General features: G+C 36.6%; 15 protein-coding genes. 3 read left to right on the top strand and 12 right to left on the bottom strand.

Features of this window, described 5'->3' with window-relative positions:
- Positions 1-128 precede the first annotated feature (128 nt).
- Positions 129-500 carry a DUF2237 family protein gene (locus VKJ25_RS19830; protein WP_324238368.1) on the bottom strand — a complete coding sequence of 124 codons (372 nt, stop codon included), beginning with the start codon at positions 498-500 and terminating at the stop codon, positions 129-131.
- 125 nt (positions 501-625) lie between these two features.
- Here VKJ25_RS19830 and VKJ25_RS19825 point away from each other — a divergent pair, with 125 nt between their 5' ends.
- Positions 626-961, top strand: coding sequence for a hypothetical protein (locus VKJ25_RS19825; RefSeq protein WP_324238367.1), 336 nt, complete (start codon positions 626-628; stop codon positions 959-961).
- Between the two features lie 980 nt (positions 962-1,941).
- Here the strand turns inward: VKJ25_RS19825 and pstS are convergent.
- Positions 1,942-2,979, bottom strand: coding sequence for a phosphate ABC transporter substrate-binding protein PstS (pstS, locus tag VKJ25_RS19820; protein ID WP_324238366.1), 1,038 nt, complete (start codon positions 2,977-2,979; stop codon positions 1,942-1,944).
- A gap of 815 nt (positions 2,980-3,794) precedes the next feature.
- On the opposite strand from pstS, the gene VKJ25_RS19815 reads away from it, so the two are divergent.
- Both VKJ25_RS19815 and VKJ25_RS19810 read left to right on the top strand, forming a co-directional pair.
- Complete coding sequence (locus tag VKJ25_RS19815; RefSeq protein ID WP_324238365.1) at positions 3,795-4,739, top strand: hypothetical protein; 945 nt, start codon at positions 3,795-3,797, stop codon at positions 4,737-4,739.
- A 296-nt stretch (positions 4,740-5,035) separates the two neighbouring features.
- Entirely contained in the window at positions 5,036-5,239 is a 204-nt protein-coding gene (locus VKJ25_RS19810) for a hypothetical protein (RefSeq protein WP_324238364.1), read from the top strand.
- Between the two features lie 391 nt (positions 5,240-5,630).
- Here the strand turns inward: VKJ25_RS19810 and VKJ25_RS19805 are convergent, their stop codons facing one another.
- From VKJ25_RS19805 to VKJ25_RS19760, 10 genes are all read right to left on the bottom strand, one after another.
- Complete coding sequence (locus VKJ25_RS19805; protein ID WP_324238363.1) at positions 5,631-8,108, bottom strand: ATP-dependent Clp protease ATP-binding subunit; 2,478 nt, start codon at positions 8,106-8,108, stop codon at positions 5,631-5,633.
- A 651-nt stretch (positions 8,109-8,759) separates the two neighbouring features.
- Positions 8,760-9,653: a cytochrome P450 gene (locus tag VKJ25_RS19800; protein WP_324238362.1), complete on the bottom strand. Its 894-nt coding sequence runs from the start codon at positions 9,651-9,653 to the stop codon at positions 8,760-8,762.
- Positions 9,637-10,086, bottom strand: a complete 450-nt coding sequence (locus tag VKJ25_RS19795; protein WP_324238361.1) for a cytochrome P450 — start codon at positions 10,084-10,086, stop codon at positions 9,637-9,639. The genes VKJ25_RS19800 and VKJ25_RS19795 overlap by 17 nt, the downstream gene beginning before the upstream one ends.
- A 592-nt stretch (positions 10,087-10,678) precedes the next feature.
- Positions 10,679-12,535 (bottom strand): alpha-amylase family glycosyl hydrolase, encoded by a 1,857-nt coding sequence (locus tag VKJ25_RS19790; protein ID WP_324238360.1) that lies wholly within the window; start codon positions 12,533-12,535, stop codon positions 10,679-10,681.
- Positions 12,536-13,002: 467 nt separating this feature from the next.
- A complete protein-coding gene (locus VKJ25_RS19785) occupies positions 13,003-13,590 on the bottom strand; it encodes a chromophore lyase CpcT/CpeT (RefSeq protein ID WP_324238421.1) in 588 nt (195 codons plus the stop codon).
- Between the two features lie 361 nt (positions 13,591-13,951).
- On the bottom strand, positions 13,952-14,602 hold the full coding sequence (locus VKJ25_RS19780) for a C-phycocyanin alpha-cysteine-84 phycocyanobilin lyase subunit CpcF (RefSeq protein ID WP_324238359.1): 651 nt from the start codon (positions 14,600-14,602) through the stop codon (positions 13,952-13,954).
- A 161-nt stretch (positions 14,603-14,763) separates the two neighbouring features.
- Positions 14,764-15,615 carry a C-phycocyanin alpha-cysteine-84 phycocyanobilin lyase subunit CpcE gene (locus tag VKJ25_RS19775; RefSeq protein WP_324238358.1) on the bottom strand — a complete coding sequence of 284 codons (852 nt, stop codon included), beginning with the start codon at positions 15,613-15,615 and terminating at the stop codon, positions 14,764-14,766.
- A 193-nt stretch (positions 15,616-15,808) separates the two neighbouring features.
- The gene (cpcA, locus tag VKJ25_RS19770; RefSeq protein WP_324238357.1) at positions 15,809-16,297 is read right to left on the bottom strand and encodes a C-phycocyanin subunit alpha; all 489 of its coding nucleotides are present in this window, start codon (positions 16,295-16,297) and stop codon (positions 15,809-15,811) included.
- A 105-nt stretch (positions 16,298-16,402) separates the two neighbouring features.
- The gene (locus VKJ25_RS19765) at positions 16,403-16,921 is read right to left on the bottom strand and encodes a C-phycocyanin subunit beta (RefSeq protein ID WP_324238356.1); all 519 of its coding nucleotides are present in this window, start codon (positions 16,919-16,921) and stop codon (positions 16,403-16,405) included.
- 285 nt (positions 16,922-17,206) lie between these two features.
- Positions 17,207-17,977, bottom strand: coding sequence for a phycoerythrobilin:ferredoxin oxidoreductase (locus tag VKJ25_RS19760; protein ID WP_324238355.1), 771 nt, complete (start codon positions 17,975-17,977; stop codon positions 17,207-17,209).
- Between the last annotated feature and the right edge of the window lie 90 nt (positions 17,978-18,067).

Genomic DNA, 18,067 nt, shown 5'->3' with positions numbered 1-18,067 from the left:
TAACTTTTCCCTAAAATGGTAACTTGAGGAGCAAGAAGCAGCTCAAAACCAGGTACTTTTTGCATACCTAAAAACTCAAAAGGCTAAAAGCTTTATTTGTCAAAGGTTTTATATTTAATCAGCAAACCCTAATTAATAACAAGAGAGTGTTCCTGCAAAACTTCCAGAGGTACAACCTCCAATGCTTTTTGATGAGTTGCGGACAAAATTACTCGTGGTGCAACTCCAAAGTCAAGCGCTTCTTTCCAACGAGATACACATAAACACCAGCGATCGCCTGGTTTTAATCCAGGAAATGAAAATTCTGGTCTGGGTGTACTTAAATCATTACCACGATATTTCGTAAATTCCAAAAAATCTGCTGTTACTTCTGCACAAACAACATGGGAGCCAAAATCAGATGCTCCAGTTTGACAAAACCCATCTCGATAAAATCCAGTCATGGGAGAAGTGCAGCAAATTTCTAGTTTTTCACCCAGTACATTTAATGCTTCTGTCATTTAAAAATAATCCCTCTGAATGTAGTCCAGTTTCCTAGCTTACCAGAAATTAATTCTGTTTTTTTATTGACAAATTCTATTTTTTTTGTGCTATTATTCGGAAATCTTTAGATTACTGAGAATCTATGCTCAAACAAATCATGGCTTCTTTTTCCTTGATTGCCATTGCTCTGGCTACTTTTTCGATCAGTGCCATTGCTCAAGAATCTTTGCTTGAAGAGGGAATGGTAATAGAATTAGTTGCTGGCGATCTAATGTGCTATGCAACTTTGGTAGATGATGATGGTAAAGAATATTCTATCGGAGCTAAATTTGAAATTTGCGACGATCGAGATTTTTACTTAGATCAAAGAGTGAGATTAACTTATGAAGAAGTTAATGTTAATGATTGCGAAAGCAGTGAACCATGTGGTAAAACTCGCAAAGAACAGGTAATTTCTGAAATGGAAGTAATTGAATAATGCAAACATGCTGACGTTTTCTTTTTAGGATAGCGCAGGTTTTCAAGCAAGCAAGATTTACACAAAAACCATTACATAACTAAACTCATAAACCCGATTTCTTGGAAAAATCGGGTTTCTTTGCATAAGTCTTAAATTACAGTGCTTCCTGTTGTTATCAAATGGACTATGGAGGGCAAGATGCTCGCACTAAATTTTTTTCGGGATTTACTTTGTACATCTCATATTATGTGCGGTTGAATAGTGATAAATAACAAGTCAGGAGTAAATCCACTCCTAACCCCTCCGGTGGAGGGGAAGAAGAGGAAGTTTTTTTATATAGACATCTCCTCCAAATGAGGGAACAGGGAACACTAGATATGTGGGAACAGGAAGAAATAATTGATAATTTATGGATAAGAATTGATTTAATTTTTTATTTTTGGAGATGTCTAATTATCCGGACATGATATTACCAAAAAAAAAAGAGGTATAAAGCTTCCCCTTTTAAGGGGATGAAAAAATTTTAACTTAGTCAGGACTTACGCATTAAGAACACAATTTCAGGGTTTGAGATTGGTTTCCTGACGGAATGCTCCGCAAACGGTGTCGCTCGTAATGAGAGAATTACGTTATTGTGCGTAAGTCCTATTAGTATTTCAAGCCTCCGACTAAAGTCGGAGGTTCACTCTCTACTGATAACTGAAATGACAGCGCTTTTCTTTCTTGATAAACCACATCTTTATAAGCAAAAACCTATAAGGGAGTTTCATGTCGCGAAGCGAAAATGCCATTCGCCCATACTTACGATCTACTGAAATGAAAACCTCTGTAATGCAGAAAATCTCTATAGACAGCGGATTCCAGTTTAGTAAGGTACATCCACGACGCGAGCAAGATGCAGGGTTCCCGAAAAATCGCACTGTAAGATTAACTATTAATATCTGTAGGTCTTCTGCTTGGAATCTGCTGTAAATACTCCTAAAGTTATCTATGAGAAACTATTTACTTGTAACTTGAGCTTCTACTTTTTCGAGTATTTTTACAGCTATATTCTTGGGAACGCGAGTGTATTCAAGGGTGTTGTTCAAATTTTGACCTTGATTCAAAATCCAACTAACCATTTTTTTAATAGCATTTGCATCATCTGAACTATCATAATTTTGCTTAATTAATAGCCAAGTAATACCAACAATAGGATACCCCTCATCAGGATTAGCTTCGTTAACAGGATTAAAATTTTGATAAAAACGAAGTCCTGATAAGGCTTTATTTGCCTCTTCCAGACTAGGTTTCACAAACTCACCTCGTAAATTTTCCAACATTGCTGTTGACAGGTTATTTTGGCGGGCAAAAGTGTCCTGAACATAACCGATCGCCCCTTCAGTTTTCTTCACTAAATCAGCGACACCATCATTTTTGTTGCCTTTTAGGGGATTTCCTAGCCATTGAGGTTTTTTGGATGCACCTATTTCTCTACTAAATAAGGGACTTACTGCACTCAAATGTTTGGAGAAAATAAAGGTTGTACCACTACCATCAGCTCGGACTACAGTTTGAATAGGTAAGTCAGGTAAATCAACTCCTGGATTATCTTTAGCAATTCTGCGATCATTCCATTTAGTGATTTTTCCGGCAAAAATATCTGGTAGTACAGACTGAGATAGTTTCAGTTCCCTAACTCCCGGAAGATTATAAACTACTGCTACAGCACCTCCTGCCGTGGGAACCATAACTAAACCCTTTGGCATTTGCTCTATTTCTGCTGCGACTGGTGGCGCATCTGTACCAGCAAAGTCTACTGTATCTTTAACAAAACTTTCAATACCTTTACCACTACCGACGGAATTATAATTTACTGTAATTCCTGTATCTTTTTTTAGTTGTTGAAAGTAACGTTGATACAAGGGAGCAGGAAAAGATGCTCCTGCACCCTCAATAGTTTGAGCGATCGCTTCACCTAAAGTCCCAACCGAAATAGTTATTGCTGCAACTGTTACAGTTAGAACATTTCGACAAATATTTCCTAATGATGCCATCTTAAAATTAGCCTCCCCAAAAATCTAATTCTTTACAATATTAAGTACAGGACTTATGGATAAACCGGGTTTATGAACGAAATTTTGTGTTTTTAACAACAATATTAGGGCAATAAACCCGGTTTCTTAGTTGATTTGTTTAAGTTCTAAAGTATTTAGATAATTATGATAATAGCAGCTTAAATATGAAATATTTTATTTATCTTACTAAATCTTTATATTATTATTAAAGTTTTATATCATTTATATGTTGAGAGTTGAATCAATAATTTGTCAAAAAAATTAACCTATTGTTAACTTAAAAATAAAGATTGTATGATAATCTTATTAAGAGTTTATTTGATTATTAATGTATCACAGGTATCTTTTTTATCACAGTTGTATTTTATCAAGATAAAATTTGCTGCCCAATCAGGGGAGAAGCCGAAATCAAGCTTTTATTGCGCAACTAAAAGTGTAAGTATTTCCTGGGGAATGCGCTCGCATTCAGCCATTAGCAGTAAGTAGTCAGCAAATAATGAATAATTTCTTCTAAGCTAAAGCATTAGTGAAGTGTCTCAACAGTAAGCAAGAGGCAGTTTTTTCAGTGTGAGCATTCAGCTATTAGCTGTCACATATCAGTAACAGGAGGGATTTTAAATCGAATATAGGCTTTAAAGACAGCTTTTGTAGTTAAGATTTAATTCGGGTTCAATTAGCAAAGCTTTTATCTCAAACTAAAATTGAAAGTAATAGCTGATAGCTGTTAGCTCCTTTGAAAGAGGCTAGCTGATGGCTGAATGCTTATCTTCTACTTTCAATATTTGAGTGTATATATGAATAGTCAATATGTATTTATGTTGATCGGATTTATCCTAGCATCATATTCAGTTATAGCGAACGATGCGATTCAAACTATAGGAACTTTTTTAAGTTCTAATCAAGAGCGTCGTTGGTGGGTATTATGGTTATTTGCTTGCTCTATTTTACTGGTAGTTTTTATCTATAGCTGGAGTACAAATTCTGGGGATTTAGCTTATGGTCGCTTAGAAAAATTTCCTTTTCCTGAACATTTTAATTGGATTTATATTGTTCCTCCAATTGCACTGATATTTTTAACAAATTTAGGGATTCCTGTTAGTACAACTTTTCTAATCCTCACAACTTTTGCCCCTGAAAATATCACAGATATGCTGATAAAATCATTATCTGGATATGGCATTGCTTTTTTAACAGCTATACTTGTTTATAATCTTCTGACAAAATCTTTAGAAGATAAATTTATCAATACACCTTATGAAGAACCACCTATTCAATGGGTAGTTTTACAGTGGAGCTCAACAGGATTTTTGTGGAGTCAGTGGTTAATTCAAGATATGGCAAATATCTTTGTATATTTACCACGAAATCTTAATGCTGGAATGCTATTTTTTTCAATTTTGGTAATCTTAATTTTCTGTGCATTTATTTTCTACGAAAAAGGCGGTAAAATTGAAGAAATAGTAACAATTAAAACCAACACTCAGGATATTCGTTCAGCAACAATTTTAGATTTTATTTATGGGTTAATTTTGTTATTATTTAAAGAATGGAGTAAAATACCAATGAGTACAACTTGGGTATTTCTTGGTCTTTTAGCTGGTAGAGAAGTAGCAATAACTTACAATTTCCAACACCGTGAAATGAAAGAAACTGGTAAAATGATTTTTAGTGATGCTTTAAAAGCGTTTGCAGGTTTAGGAGTTAGTGTGCTGATTGCATTTGGATTGCCACACAACTAATAATATACGGTAGGGGCGGGTTTCTTAGTTAAGTTGAGTTTTCATCTAGAAGTTACATAAACCCGCCCCCAATTATAGGCGGGTTTCTCTGTTAAGTTGAGTTTTCATCTAGAAATTACATAAACCCGCCCCCAATTATAGGCGGGTTTCTCAGTTAAGTTAAGTTTTCATCTAGAAGTTACATAAACCCGCCCCAAGACTAGACTGACACAACTAACACCTTACATGAGGGCGGGTTTACATAAGTCCGAGGTTAGGCCGAAAAATCTCTGCTTAAACCCGCCCCTACAATATTTTTGAAGTGTCGCACAGAAACCCGATTTCTTCAAGAAACCGGGTTTCTGGGTTTGAGCGATCGCTCGAAGGATGTTCTATTCATCTATTGTACAATAGTTATTGCTTTGCTGAGAAAGCGTTGGCGGAAGATGGTGGCAGCAGCTACATTGCTCTGTTTGGCGATAATTGATGTTTCATTCATCTATTGTACAATAGTTATTTAGATGTCTATAATTGAATTTCCAAGAATTTACAGCTCAAAATTTCAGTCTTTTTATCTCCATAATTGATATTTTATTCATTTATTGTACAATAGTTACAGTAGTTTCCGCGCGTTATTGTTGTATATATGTCGAGGAAGTGTGGAAGCTATATACTTTGGTGCAACAAAGCCAAAAATATAGCCTAGAATAGGAGAAAATTTTCGTACATCAACATACAGCGGTTTTCATTTGATTAAACCACAATAGGGACGTTGCATAGTCCCTACAAGATTTTGGTTATGGCGATGTGGTTCATTGATTTGAAAAGCACTGTAAGTGGCTATAAATTCACACAAAGAAACCCGGTTTCTTGAGGAAACCGGGTTTCTGGGGTTGTGTGCGTAACTCCCGATTAATTATTACTGTAAGCAAATTCTGGGAATTTTTCTTCAAGAGATGCAATAGGTGTAACTTTTACCTCACCGTTTTCATCTAAATCTACATAAACATTTTCCCCATCCTTAATATCACCAGCTAATAAAGCTTCTGCTAAAACATCCTCTAACAAACGCATAATAGCTCGACGTAGAGGTCTCGCTCCATAACTAGGATCGAATCCTTCTTTAACTAAACGCTCCTTAAACTTATCGCTCACTGTCAGAGTAATTTCGCGATCGCTTAAACGACTAAATACCTCCCGCAACATAATTTCGGCAATCTTTTCTACCTCATCCTTATTCAACTGACGGAAGACAATAATTTCATCGAGACGATTGAGAAATTCTGGGCGGAAATATTGTTTCAATTCCTCATTCACCAAGTTGCGGATACGATTATATTGAGCTTCTTCCTGATCCTCAGCAAACTCAAAACCTAAACCACCACCACCTTTCTCAATGACTTTAGAACCAATATTGGAAGTCATAATGATGAGAGTATTTTTGAAATCTACTACTCGACCTTTAGAATCAGTCAAACGACCATCCTCTAACACTTGCAACATAATATTAAATACATCTGGATGAGCCTTTTCAATCTCATCAAATAAAACTACAGTGTAAGGACGATGACGTACAGCTTCAGTTAACTGCCCACCTTCATCATAACCAACAAATCCAGGAGGAGAACCAACCAACTTAGAAACAGTGTGACGTTCCATATATTCTGACATATCCAACCGGATCATGGCTTCCTCAGAACCAAAGAAATATGCAGCTAATGCTTTAGTTAATTCTGTCTTACCAACACCAGTCGGACCAGAGAAAATGAAACTAGCAATAGGTCGTTTGGGGTTTTTCAAACCAACACGAGCGCGACGTAAAGCACGAGCAACAGCTTTCACCGCATCCTCTTGACCAATCAAACGTTGATGCAGAGTATCTTCTATGTGTAACAGTTTCTCAGATTCTGATTCTGTTAACTTACTCACTGGAACTCCAGTCCAAGATGCCACAATATGAGCAATATCATCTTCAGTCACAACAGGAGATTTACTAGGTTTTTTCCCTTTCTTTCCAGAAGTAGTTTCTTCAATCTCTGCTTGAATTTCTAGTTCGCGATCGCGTAGTTGACTTGCTTGTTCAAAATCTTGTTGACGAACCGCTTCTTCCTTTTCCTTTGTCACCTTCAAAAGTTCTCGTCTTAACTCTTTCAACTGTGGTGAAACCATCGAATTTTTTACCCGGACGCGGGAACCAGCTTCATCAATTAGATCAATAGCTTTATCTGGTAAAAAGCGATCGCTAATATATCGGTCAGATAATTCTGCTGCTGCTGTCAGAGCTTCATCAGAAATAATCAACCGATGGTGTTGCTCATAAGCAGAACGTACCCCTTGGAGAATTTCAATAGTCTGTTCTACACTAGGTTCACCTACTTTCACAGGTTGAAAACGACGTTCCAGAGCAGCATCCCTTTCAATGTACTTGCGATATTCATCCAAAGTAGTCGCCCCGATACATTGTAACTCACCTCTTGCCAAAGCAGGTTTGAGAATATTAGCAGCATCCATACTACCTTCAATCGCACCAGCACCGACAACAGTGTGAATTTCGTCAATTACCAAAATAATGTTACCATTAGCACGAATTTCATCCATTATCTTTTTCAAGCGTTCCTCAAATTCTCCTCTAAACCGAGTACCAGCTATCAGAGAACCAATATTCAAACTAACTACCTGCTTATTCTCTAAAATATCAGGAACATCTTGATTAATAATCCGTTGAGCTAACCCTTCAGCTAAAGCAGTCTTTCCCACTCCAGGTTCACCAATAAGCACAGGATTATTTTTAGTTCTCCGGCCTAAAACTTGAATCATCCGTTCAATTTCAACTTCTCGGCCGATTATAGGGTCAATTTTCCCCTCTACTGCTAACTTGGTTAAATCTGTACCAAATTCTTCCAAAGTAACTGCTTTCTTACCACTAGGAGAAGAACCTCCAGGGGAAACAGCAGCAACTTCTCCTAGAGAGCGAATTACTTGAGTCCGAATTTTGCCTCGATCGACTCCTAAATTATCCAAAACTTTAGCAGCTACTCCTTCAGAATCTTGTAGTAATCCCAGTAGCAAATGTTCTGTGCCAATATAGTTATGGTCTAATTTCCTAGCTTCCTCTAGGGAAATTTCTAGCATTCTTTTCACCCTGGGAGTGAAAGGAATTTCTGCCGGAGTAAACCCAGAACCACGGCCAATTATTTTTTCTACTTCGTTCCGAGCATCCTTGAGATTTACACCATACTCTTTCAGAACTCTAGATGCAATACCTGTACCTTCACCTATTAATCCCAGGAGAATTTGCTCTGTCCCCACAAAATTATGTCCTAAACGACGGGCCTCTTCCTGAGCTAACATGATTACTTTGATTGATTGTTCTGTAAAACGTTCAAACATTATTATTTCCTCTTTAATTATATGTTTATAGTCACAGAAAAGATATTTCCCTAGTAGTAATATTTTTGACTAATTACTAACCATTTAGTGGCCATAAACCCAAGCAAATGTAAATTTTTATTTACTTATAGTAACTCAAATATAGTCTGATGACATAGAACAGTGCCTAGTGAGGAGAGCCGTAACTAGGAAATTGCCTAATTAACTTATAATACCGAGTTGTCAAAATTTTGAACCAGAGATATTTATGCTGGGTATTGCAAAAAAGTTTGATATTTACTGTATTTTAGAATACTTTTCATTATTCTTTTGTCTGGAATGAGATTATATCAAATCCGCTTAATTTGGTAGAAAAAATCTTCTGTTTTGAAGCATTACCCAATCTCCTCATACTCCCTACCCTACCCCTATAATATCAAATCTGCTTAATTCGGTACAATTTAGGAACTGTAGGAGTTTGGTCTCCAATTTTTCGGGAACCATACCCTCTACAAACTAGGAATTTTTTCCTATACTGATGGATGGTCGAACTTTATTCTCCAAAGCCAGCGGATTTGATATAAACCACCCTTCCCACACTCTTTATTACCAAAAAATGAGGTCTAAAGCCTCAGACTAAAGTCGGAGGTTAACTGATAACTGAAATAACTCCTATTTCCTATTCCCTATTTTCACTTTTAAACCATCACGGGGATGAAGTGTAGGTACTGCAACTAAACTTAAATCTTGTTCTGGCAAAAGCTCCCATTCATAATCACGCAACAACTTGACTGCAAAAATTTTCATTTCCAACCTAGCAAACTCTTTACCCAAACATTCTCGTATCCCACCACCAAAGGGAATATAGCCAAATACCTTTTGTTTATCTACAGCATTTTCTGGTGCAAAACGTTCGGGGTCAAAATTTTTATGATCTGGGTAAATAGTCTCATCTTGATGAGTCTTACCAATTTGATATTGAACTAACCAACCTTTAGGAATCGAATATCCGCCAAATTCACAATCTTGCATTACTTGTCGGAACCCACCCCCCACAGGTGGAGTTAATCTTAAAACCTCCTTCAGAACCATATCTAAATAAGTCATATGTTTGAGGCTTTCTGTTGTTAGAGGTTCTGTAGAGGAAAATTGTTTTTGTTCCTCACGCAGACGAGTAAGTACATCTTGGTGTTGACTGGTTAATAGACAGAAGGAAGCAACTGCCGAAGTTAAGGTTTCATGTCCAGCAAATAACAACAATAATATCTGGTCTTTCAATTCACCCAAAGGTAAACTATTACCATTTTCATCCCGTGCTTGCAAAAGTATACCTAAAGCATCCTCACCAAATTTTTCCTCTTGCTGTCGTTGCAAAACTATCTCTTCAATATATTGCAATAGCTTTTGCCGACAACTGAGTGCTTTACCAAATCTTGTCCAAGGTAATGACACAGGAATAGAGAATAAACCTTTTACCCACTCTTCAAATAAACTAGCTAATTTTGTCTGGGAACCACCGTCACTTCCCATAAACAAATGACTAGCAATATCATAAAGTATAGTCATGAATTGCCGGATACCAAGTTAAGGTGCCCATCTCTACCCACTTTTCCAGATAGCTAGCAGTCATAGTTTCCATTGTGGGAGTGTAGTCTGCTAAAGCTCTAGGTTGAAAAGTTTGTGCTAAAAGTCTACGTCGTTGCTGGTGAACACTACCTTGTTGGACAGCTAGAGAATTAGGACCTAATAAAATTCTGGTACTTTTTGGCCAAGTAGGAGTAAAGTATTTATTTTCGTTAGCAAACAGAAATTTATTAGCTTCTGCTCCAGCTAAAAATATTGTAGGGGTTCCAAAAATATGACTTTTGTAGATTTTTCCATACTGTTTTTCTCGTTTTTCAGCAAAGTTATTATCTGTTAGAAAACTAATAGTTTCACCTACAAAAGGTAAACCAAAATTTCCTGGTGGTAAAGGTAATTTAGTCTTTGTGGTAGTCATTTTTAAGAGAGGGAACAGGGAACAGGGAACAGAAAATAAGAAAAATAGCTTTACCTTATAGCTTCGGAAACTACTGTAAATTTTTTTCTTACTTGTACTTATTTAACATATTTTTCCATAATTCAATGAGTTAATTATAGGTACAGTAGTGGATTGTTTCACCTACAATGTGCATTAGGTTTTAACTTGAAAATTCTTAATGCATGACTTTTGAATTCAACTTCTCACTGTTTCCAATTCTGAAAATATTTGTTTTATCCATATTTTTTAGACTTCCCACCAATTTTATCTGCGTGTTTAAATCAGGTAAATAGTAAGGTAAATAATAGATAGAATATTCGGCTAATTCCATCATTTATTTTATATTTTTACCATCATAAAAACTAACATTATTTATTAGATATCTCGGAAAAATGGTGCGTTAGCAAAGCGTAACGCACCCTACTGAAGCTACTTATTTAACATATTTTTCCATAATTGAATCAGTTAATTATAGGTCTAGTAGTGAATTGTTTCACCTAAAATGTGCATTAGATTTTAAATTGAAAATTTTTAATGCATGACTTTTGAATTAAACTTCCTTCTTCCTTCTTCAAAATTCCCAATTATCTTGCCATTTCACCGTACCTTCTTTAGCTAATAACCACTGTCGAGAAACCAAATTTTCTCGCTTCGGAATATCAGTTTCATTTCCATATTCATCTCGATAAACAATTACATACTTATAAGAAATCACTTTTCCTACACTTTCATTAAACGGAATTTCATTAAACCAAGTATTAGAATTAATATACTCTAACTGGTAAGCTTTACTAATATCCCAATTTCCCAACTCTGGGCAATCTCCAGTTACTACTACTACCTCACCATGATTAGTTGAAATACCATTTAACTGCGCTCGAACAATAACTTTTCCCTGAACACGATTACCCAAATAATTAATCACAATCATATCCTGTACACCCAATTCTAAATTAGATAAAATTCCATCCTTTACCTCAAAAAATCGCTTCGTTAAACTGCAAAAATATTCCCCATCTTCCAAATCAGTTTCTACCCGATCTATTGTCACTGGATTACCACGATTAATTGCTACAAAACAACGATAATCTCGGTAACGTCGAACATAACAATAAACATCCTCAGTCACATATTTTGCCCACTGACTTCCCAAAGAAATAGCCGGATTAATTCGACGTACTTTTGATAATAATTTAATATCTCGATAAATAGGCGTATTTGTATCCCACTTTTTCATCATTGGGCGATTATAAGGTTCTTCTCCACCATCCGTATTATTATAAAGATATTGCTCAGTACCATAATAAATGCACGGAATACCACGAGAAGTCATAATTAAATTAATAGCTAATCTCAAAATTCCTGGGTCTGGATTCAAATTTTGAAATCTCGGCATATCGTGATTATCAACAAAAGTAACCAACTCAGTAGCACTATTATAAACATTATCTTGGTCTAGTAATTCTTGAATAATATGAAATCCTCCCGGTTCACATTTTCCTAGAGCATTTCTAATAGCAATACAGAAACCAAAATCTAACATTGATATTCCAGATTTATTAGCAAATTCCACTGATTGAGCATCATAAGGTCCGCTAAAAATCCATTCCCCAAAAACAAAAACTGATGGTTGATGACTTTTAATATCTGCATAAAATTCTTGCCAAAACCATAATGGCATGTGTTTAATTGTATCTATTCGTAGCGCATCAACTCCTCTATCTAACCATAACTTTATTGCTGATTTTATATACTTTCTATAGTCAGGATTATTCTCATTAAAATCTGCTAATCCTCCCAATTCTTTATTTTCAACTTGCCATTTATCATCCCAATCTTCTACCTCTCCATAATGATGATACCAGTCATTAACATCATTATGAAAATCAGCAATTAAAACTCCATCATCAAACAGTTGACCTTTCTTTCCTCCTGCATCTGGGCTACTGTGATTACATACAATATCTAAAATTATTTTTATCCCCAAATTATGAGCTGCTGCTATTAATTTATCAAAAACAGTCTCCTGATTTTTTACTAAAGAAAGCTCATCATTCTTGTCTACTAAACGAGGATTTAAACGTTTAAAATCTTTCGCCCAATATCCATGAATAGGAGCCATTTCAAATAATTCTTCTTCTATTTGTTCAAATAAAGGAGTCATCCAAATAGCAGTAACTCCCATTTTTTTGAGATAGTCAAGTTTATCAATTATTCCTTGTAAATCTCCACCCCAATATAAACCCCATTTTTCTTTATTGGGGTCGTATAATTTAGGATTAGGACCTTCATTATTACTAGGGTCGCCATCAAAAAAACGGTCTACAATAATAAAGTAAATTGTTTCTTGGCGAAACTCAATGGAACGAGTAAATAGAAATTCAAAATCACTATTAATATTAGATTCACTATTAGATGTTTGACTCATAAAATTTGCTGGTATTCTTGACTTTTATTCGTTTAAAATGATAAAATAATATTTCTAAATAATTTGTGCATGACTTACACAAAGGCACTATTGCATTGTTTCACCTTAAATGGTGCAATAGCTGTAGGTTACAAAAATGTTTCTCCCCTACCCCCTAATGCACCATTTTAGATCAAACAGTCCACTATAAATAAATAGGGCTTGCTGAAAAAGTCTTTTGGTTGAGGTAGGGAGTAGGAAGTAGTCCGTAGTCCGTAAACCCACCCCTAACCCCTCCGGTGGAGGGTAAGTCAGGAGGAATCAGGGATTTTACAGGATGTAGAAAGGAAAAATTATCCCTTGACTTGGGTTCTCAAATCTTACCCAAACACTCATTTTTTGAGCTAAAAGGGGTGAAAATCTGGTACTTTTACGGTTCCCGATAAATCACCACTTAAAAAGCCTGAAACCTTTATATATAGAGACTTTTATACTACTTCATCGGCAAAACTTGCCCAACGAACAAACTCAAAAGGTCCAGCGATCGCTCCCCAAACTTGTTTATCAGTTTCCGGGTCACATCCTGTATCATGACTAATAAATTTATGTTCATCTATCTCAAAATGACTATTTAGATAGGTAGTTTTCCCGTTACGAACTACAGTACAACCTTTTCCTGGTTCTACCTCACCCCTAAAACTATTACCTGTCCATTTAGTAATAAAAGTACAACCAGGCAATTTTTTAATAGCTTCAGTTTTGAGATTTTCTAAGCGTTGGGGGTTACGGGAAGCTCCATAAAATTCCGCTTCTTGATCGATGGCATAATTCTCAATATCTATATGGTCTTCTGAAGGGACTAACTTTAAAATTCTAACTCGATATGGTTTATTGAGACTAATATCGTAAGCTTGCTCTAAATAAAGGCTAAGTCCATCAAGTAGTTCACATGGAAGAGGACGCATACAAACCCGAATGTGAGCAAAAAAGGGTGGATTCTCAAAAGCTTGTGGTTGGTTACTGAAGTCGGCAGCGAACCAACGTGCTAAGGTAGTAATATCTGTCATTGCAGTTATCAGTTTTTTCAGTTATCTGTAAATTACAGCATATTTCGGACTCAGAAACCCGGTTTCTCAAAGAAACCGGGTTTCTTTCTTTGCCTGGAGAAACCGGGTTTCTTTGTCTGAGGGTTTGGAGACCAAACCCCTACAGAGAGAGAATTATACCTATAAAAGTCTAAGCGTATCTTTGCACGCAGTGAGGATTTTTGATATAAGGATACAGGAGTTCTTACGGAATGCTCCGCAAACAGGAGTCAGGAGTCAGGAGTGAGAGAAAGAGAATAAGGAAAAAGGTAGAAAAATTGCCCCATCCCCCCATCCCCCCATCTAATTTTATAAATCCGCGGTTAGGGGTTCTATGCTACCAAATTTGATATTACATTCGATGCAAATTTTCAACAGCAAATTTTGCCCTAGCTCTAACTGCTAAAGTTGTATCTGTATCACTAATTTGATGAATATGAGTCAAAATATCTTCAAACCAATTTTCACCAATAACTTTGACTACTTTGGCTAAACCTTGTAAACCCACTACACTAGCATAACGCACTACCCATTCTGTATCTTCAGACGCTTGCAGCAGGGTTTGAAAAACACGCTGTTGACCATCGGAAACTTCTGCTTCTGATAAATTTTCCCAATGAATAAAACCTAAACCTCTAGCTGCACCTCGTCGTACACTAAAAGAAAAGTCATTAACTGCACTATCTAATAATATTTCTAACCCACGAGGATCGCCAATACCTGCTAATGCTCTTATTGCCCAAGCTCTAGCACCATAGTTATAACCATCAAGTGTTTCTAATAGTGGAAAGACCGCAGGTTCTCCTATTTCGACTAACCCATCAACTGCGGCGACTGCTGCACCTGGATTATTATAACCTAAGACCTTAATTAATATGGGGATAGCTTCTTTTAGATGAGCTGCTGCTAAATCATTAACTGCATCTATTAAACCTTGAGAAGAGTCTGCTTCTTCAACTGCTTGGATAAGTTGATTATTTATAGTTGAGAGTTGATTATTCATTTTTAGGGAGTAGGGAAGTGGGGAAGTAGGATAGCAGTAAAAATATGAATCATATATCCTAATTAATATAGTAATCTTAAATAGGTTGTAGTATTTAATAATAGGGGTTTGATTTCCCAACCCCCGACATTTTTTCCCGAATAATTTCAGATTGCTATACCTTATAAAAGCGAATCCATTAGAGTCATTACTTCAATAGCCTCATCTGATAATAATATTTGAGATTCTACTTTTGAATTTTTGGTGAGGTGATATTCTAAAAGTCCTTTCAAAGCAATTAATTTCATACTATTTTCAGCTAAGGTTTCTGATATTGCCTTCGCTGCGGGTAAATAACCGATCGCTGCTAAATCTAACAATGCAGAACGTCGTAACTGTAAATTATCACCATCTAATGCTTGAGTCAAATATTCTCCATAGACTGCTTCTCCCGTCAGTTGATACAATGCTCTGGCAGCAGCATATTTTACTTTCTCTGCCGGATGTTCTATAAAAGGTTTAATTAAAGAAATTGCCTCTTGAGCTTGAAGTGTTCCCAAGGCTTCGATAATATCTTCGTAGGGTTGAATTAAATGAGGTTTCCCAGAAACCAAAACTGCAGTTTCAACTCCTCCCTCTAAAAGTTTGACTAACGCTGGAATACAACTAGCATCTCCCAACATTCCCAATGCTTCTATTGCTGCTTCTCTTACATAATAATCAGAACATTCCAAACATTCTATCAAAGCAGGCACAGCTTTTTTATCTTCTAACTTACCCAAAGCACGAGCTGCATTTCGTCTCAGAGGATATCCACCATCTTCTGTACGATCAGACTTATCTTTTAGTGCAGCAAGTAAACCCTCAATAGCATCAGGAGTATTAACTCTAAATCTCCCTAACCACCAAGCAGCATAATATCTTTTACCTAATTCTTCATGGCCTAAGTTAGCGATCGCCTCCTCCACAGTTAGAGACTCGCCATTATCTGATACTTGTTCTGAAGGTGATTCTAAATATTGCTGCTGCTCCATTGTTATTATTTTTATCGGATATTATGGCCTGCTTCTGCCTTCTTCCTTCTTAAATAATAACGATGCTCGAAAAGATTAACAAATACTAACCACAGGTCAGCACCTGTATATCTTTCCGAGCTACGTTAAATATTATTCTATAGTAGTCGTGTGAGCCTTAAGTTCACATTCACCACTGAGTTATTACCAACTATTAGCTGAGAGCGTTAATAGCGTAATCAAGGTAGTTGTTAGCTTCAGTAGCAGGATCGCCAGTGATACCGTGGTTAGCTTTGATGTACTTTAGAGCTTCAATGTACCAGCTAGGAGACAATTCAAAAGTGCTATTGATTTCATCAATACCTGCGATGAGAATCTCATCCATAGGACCAGTGCCACCAGCAATCAGGCAGTATGTTACCATCCGGAGATAGTAGCCAATATCACGGGAACACTTGGCCTTTCCTACAGGAGTAGAAGCATAGTTAGGTCCCTGCATTGTAGTAGTGTAAGGGAACTTGTTATATACTGCTTGAGCAGCTCCATCAATCAAGGATTGAGATTTTTGAGTTAGAGCCTTAGCAGCTTCTAAACTTGCTGTAGCATACTTATAGCGACCAAACGCTGCAAATAATTCTGTGCTAGTCAGGAAGCGGCCTTGAGAATCTGCCGCAGTTACTGCTTCAGTCAAAGGGGTTTTCATTTTTGAGGTACTTTCCTTATTATTGTGAGTACAAATTTTGGTAGAAATTTAAAATCTGTAGAGATGCTAAAGTGCATCCTTACAAAAAAGTTTTTTACAGTGTTTTTAAGCGACTGCTGCTGCTGCGCGGTCGAAGTAGCCACCAATCTCAGCCATTAAAGAGGAACAATCTCCAGGAGTAATGCCACTAGGATCGTTAGCAATAGCAATAGCTGCTTCTTTCATTTTTTGTACACCTAATGCTACAGAAGCGCCAGGAGTTCCTAGAGCTAAGTAAGTTTCACGCAGACCATTTAGACAACGGTCATCTAGTACACTTGCATCACCCGCAAAAGTAGCATAAGTTACATAACGTAGGATAATTTCCATATCACGCAAGCAAGCAGCCATCCGACGGCTGGTATAAGCATTTCCACCGGGAGCTATCAACTGAGGCTGGTCTGCGAATAAAGAGCGAGCTGCATTAGCAACAATACTAGAAGCGTTGCTAGTGATACGGTTAACTGCGTCTATCCGCTTGTTGCTATCTGCAACCATTGCTGCTAGAGCATCAATTTGTCCAGCAGGAACAAAATCACCCCTGGCATCTGCCTGGGAAACTACTTTTGTGAAAGCATCAAACATTTTTATTCTCCTAATTTGCTTTATTTTAGTTACTTTTCGATGCTATGGGTATTTTTTTAGTTTTTTTCAGGATAGGAATATATGTCCATACCTGGAAAAGTAAGTCGGAACTGTTTAATAATCCTGAGAAAATCTTACACTCTTTATGAGAAGTTTTTCAACTTCATTTATTAGTGGTCTTATTTGATTTTCCCTATCTTTTAAACCCTTCAGATATTCTTTATACAATGCTGTTGTGTGTTTGTTTATTACAAATTATTAACAAACTTCTCTGACACTGGAAAGTTAGGTGGGATTTAGGGCCAATTTCCTTTCTAGGTCAAATAAAAAGCCATGAATATATTCTTCTGTCCATTCTGGGCCATAAAATCTGGTAAACATTCCCCTCGCTGGATCTTTCTCAGCTCGATATCTGATATAACGCAGTTGGGCCTCTTTAATTTCTCCTAATTTCTCTGGATTCGTAATGGGTTCGGCTTGCTTTACAAAAATTAAATAAGCTTGCAGGTAATCTTTAAATGCCTCGAATACTTTTGTCTCAACTAACTCAGTTTTTTGAGGACGAGTCCAAAGAAAAGCTGGAGAAAAGAATGGGGTTGCTTCTTCTGGGAAGTCACCTCCCCAAGGTAAATATTTTTGATATTCCTGGAAAGTCTCCCTTATGGGTTGAGTATACTTTTCTTGGTACTGGGGGTCCTCCCGAAATAAGGGCTGCATATCTAGGGCAATTAAATGTCCCCCTGGTAAGGTGACTAAATCTGCCCCAAAAAAGGGTAAATCATAATTCAGATGAGGGAATATAACAAAGTTTAATACTTGCAGGGCACTGCCACCTTGGACATGAGCTGCTCTAATTTGCCGGAGTTTGGGACTAGAGTAACCATAACTGGTTGTTTGTACTTCTTGTTCTTTTTTGCCCTTGCCAGTTGTAGCAACTTTATGCTTAAATCCAGAAGGTATAGGGTAAGGTTGTAGTTCTAGTTCTTGCTTGAGCTGAATCAGAGCATAATCTAAAAAAGGTTGATATAGGTTCACAATATTTTCTGTTTGTGTCATTATTCAGTTATCAGTTAGAAAATTGAAATACTAAAGTTAAATTTTTTTCATCATTACAACATAATGAAAAAAGAGCCTAATTTTTCAAGA

Origin of the sequence: Okeania sp. (genome assembly GCF_035285525.1) — a bacterium.
Lineage (GTDB): Bacteria > Cyanobacteriota > Cyanobacteriia > Cyanobacteriales > Microcoleaceae > Trichodesmium.
This window is presented reverse-complemented; position numbering and strand designations above follow the sequence as displayed.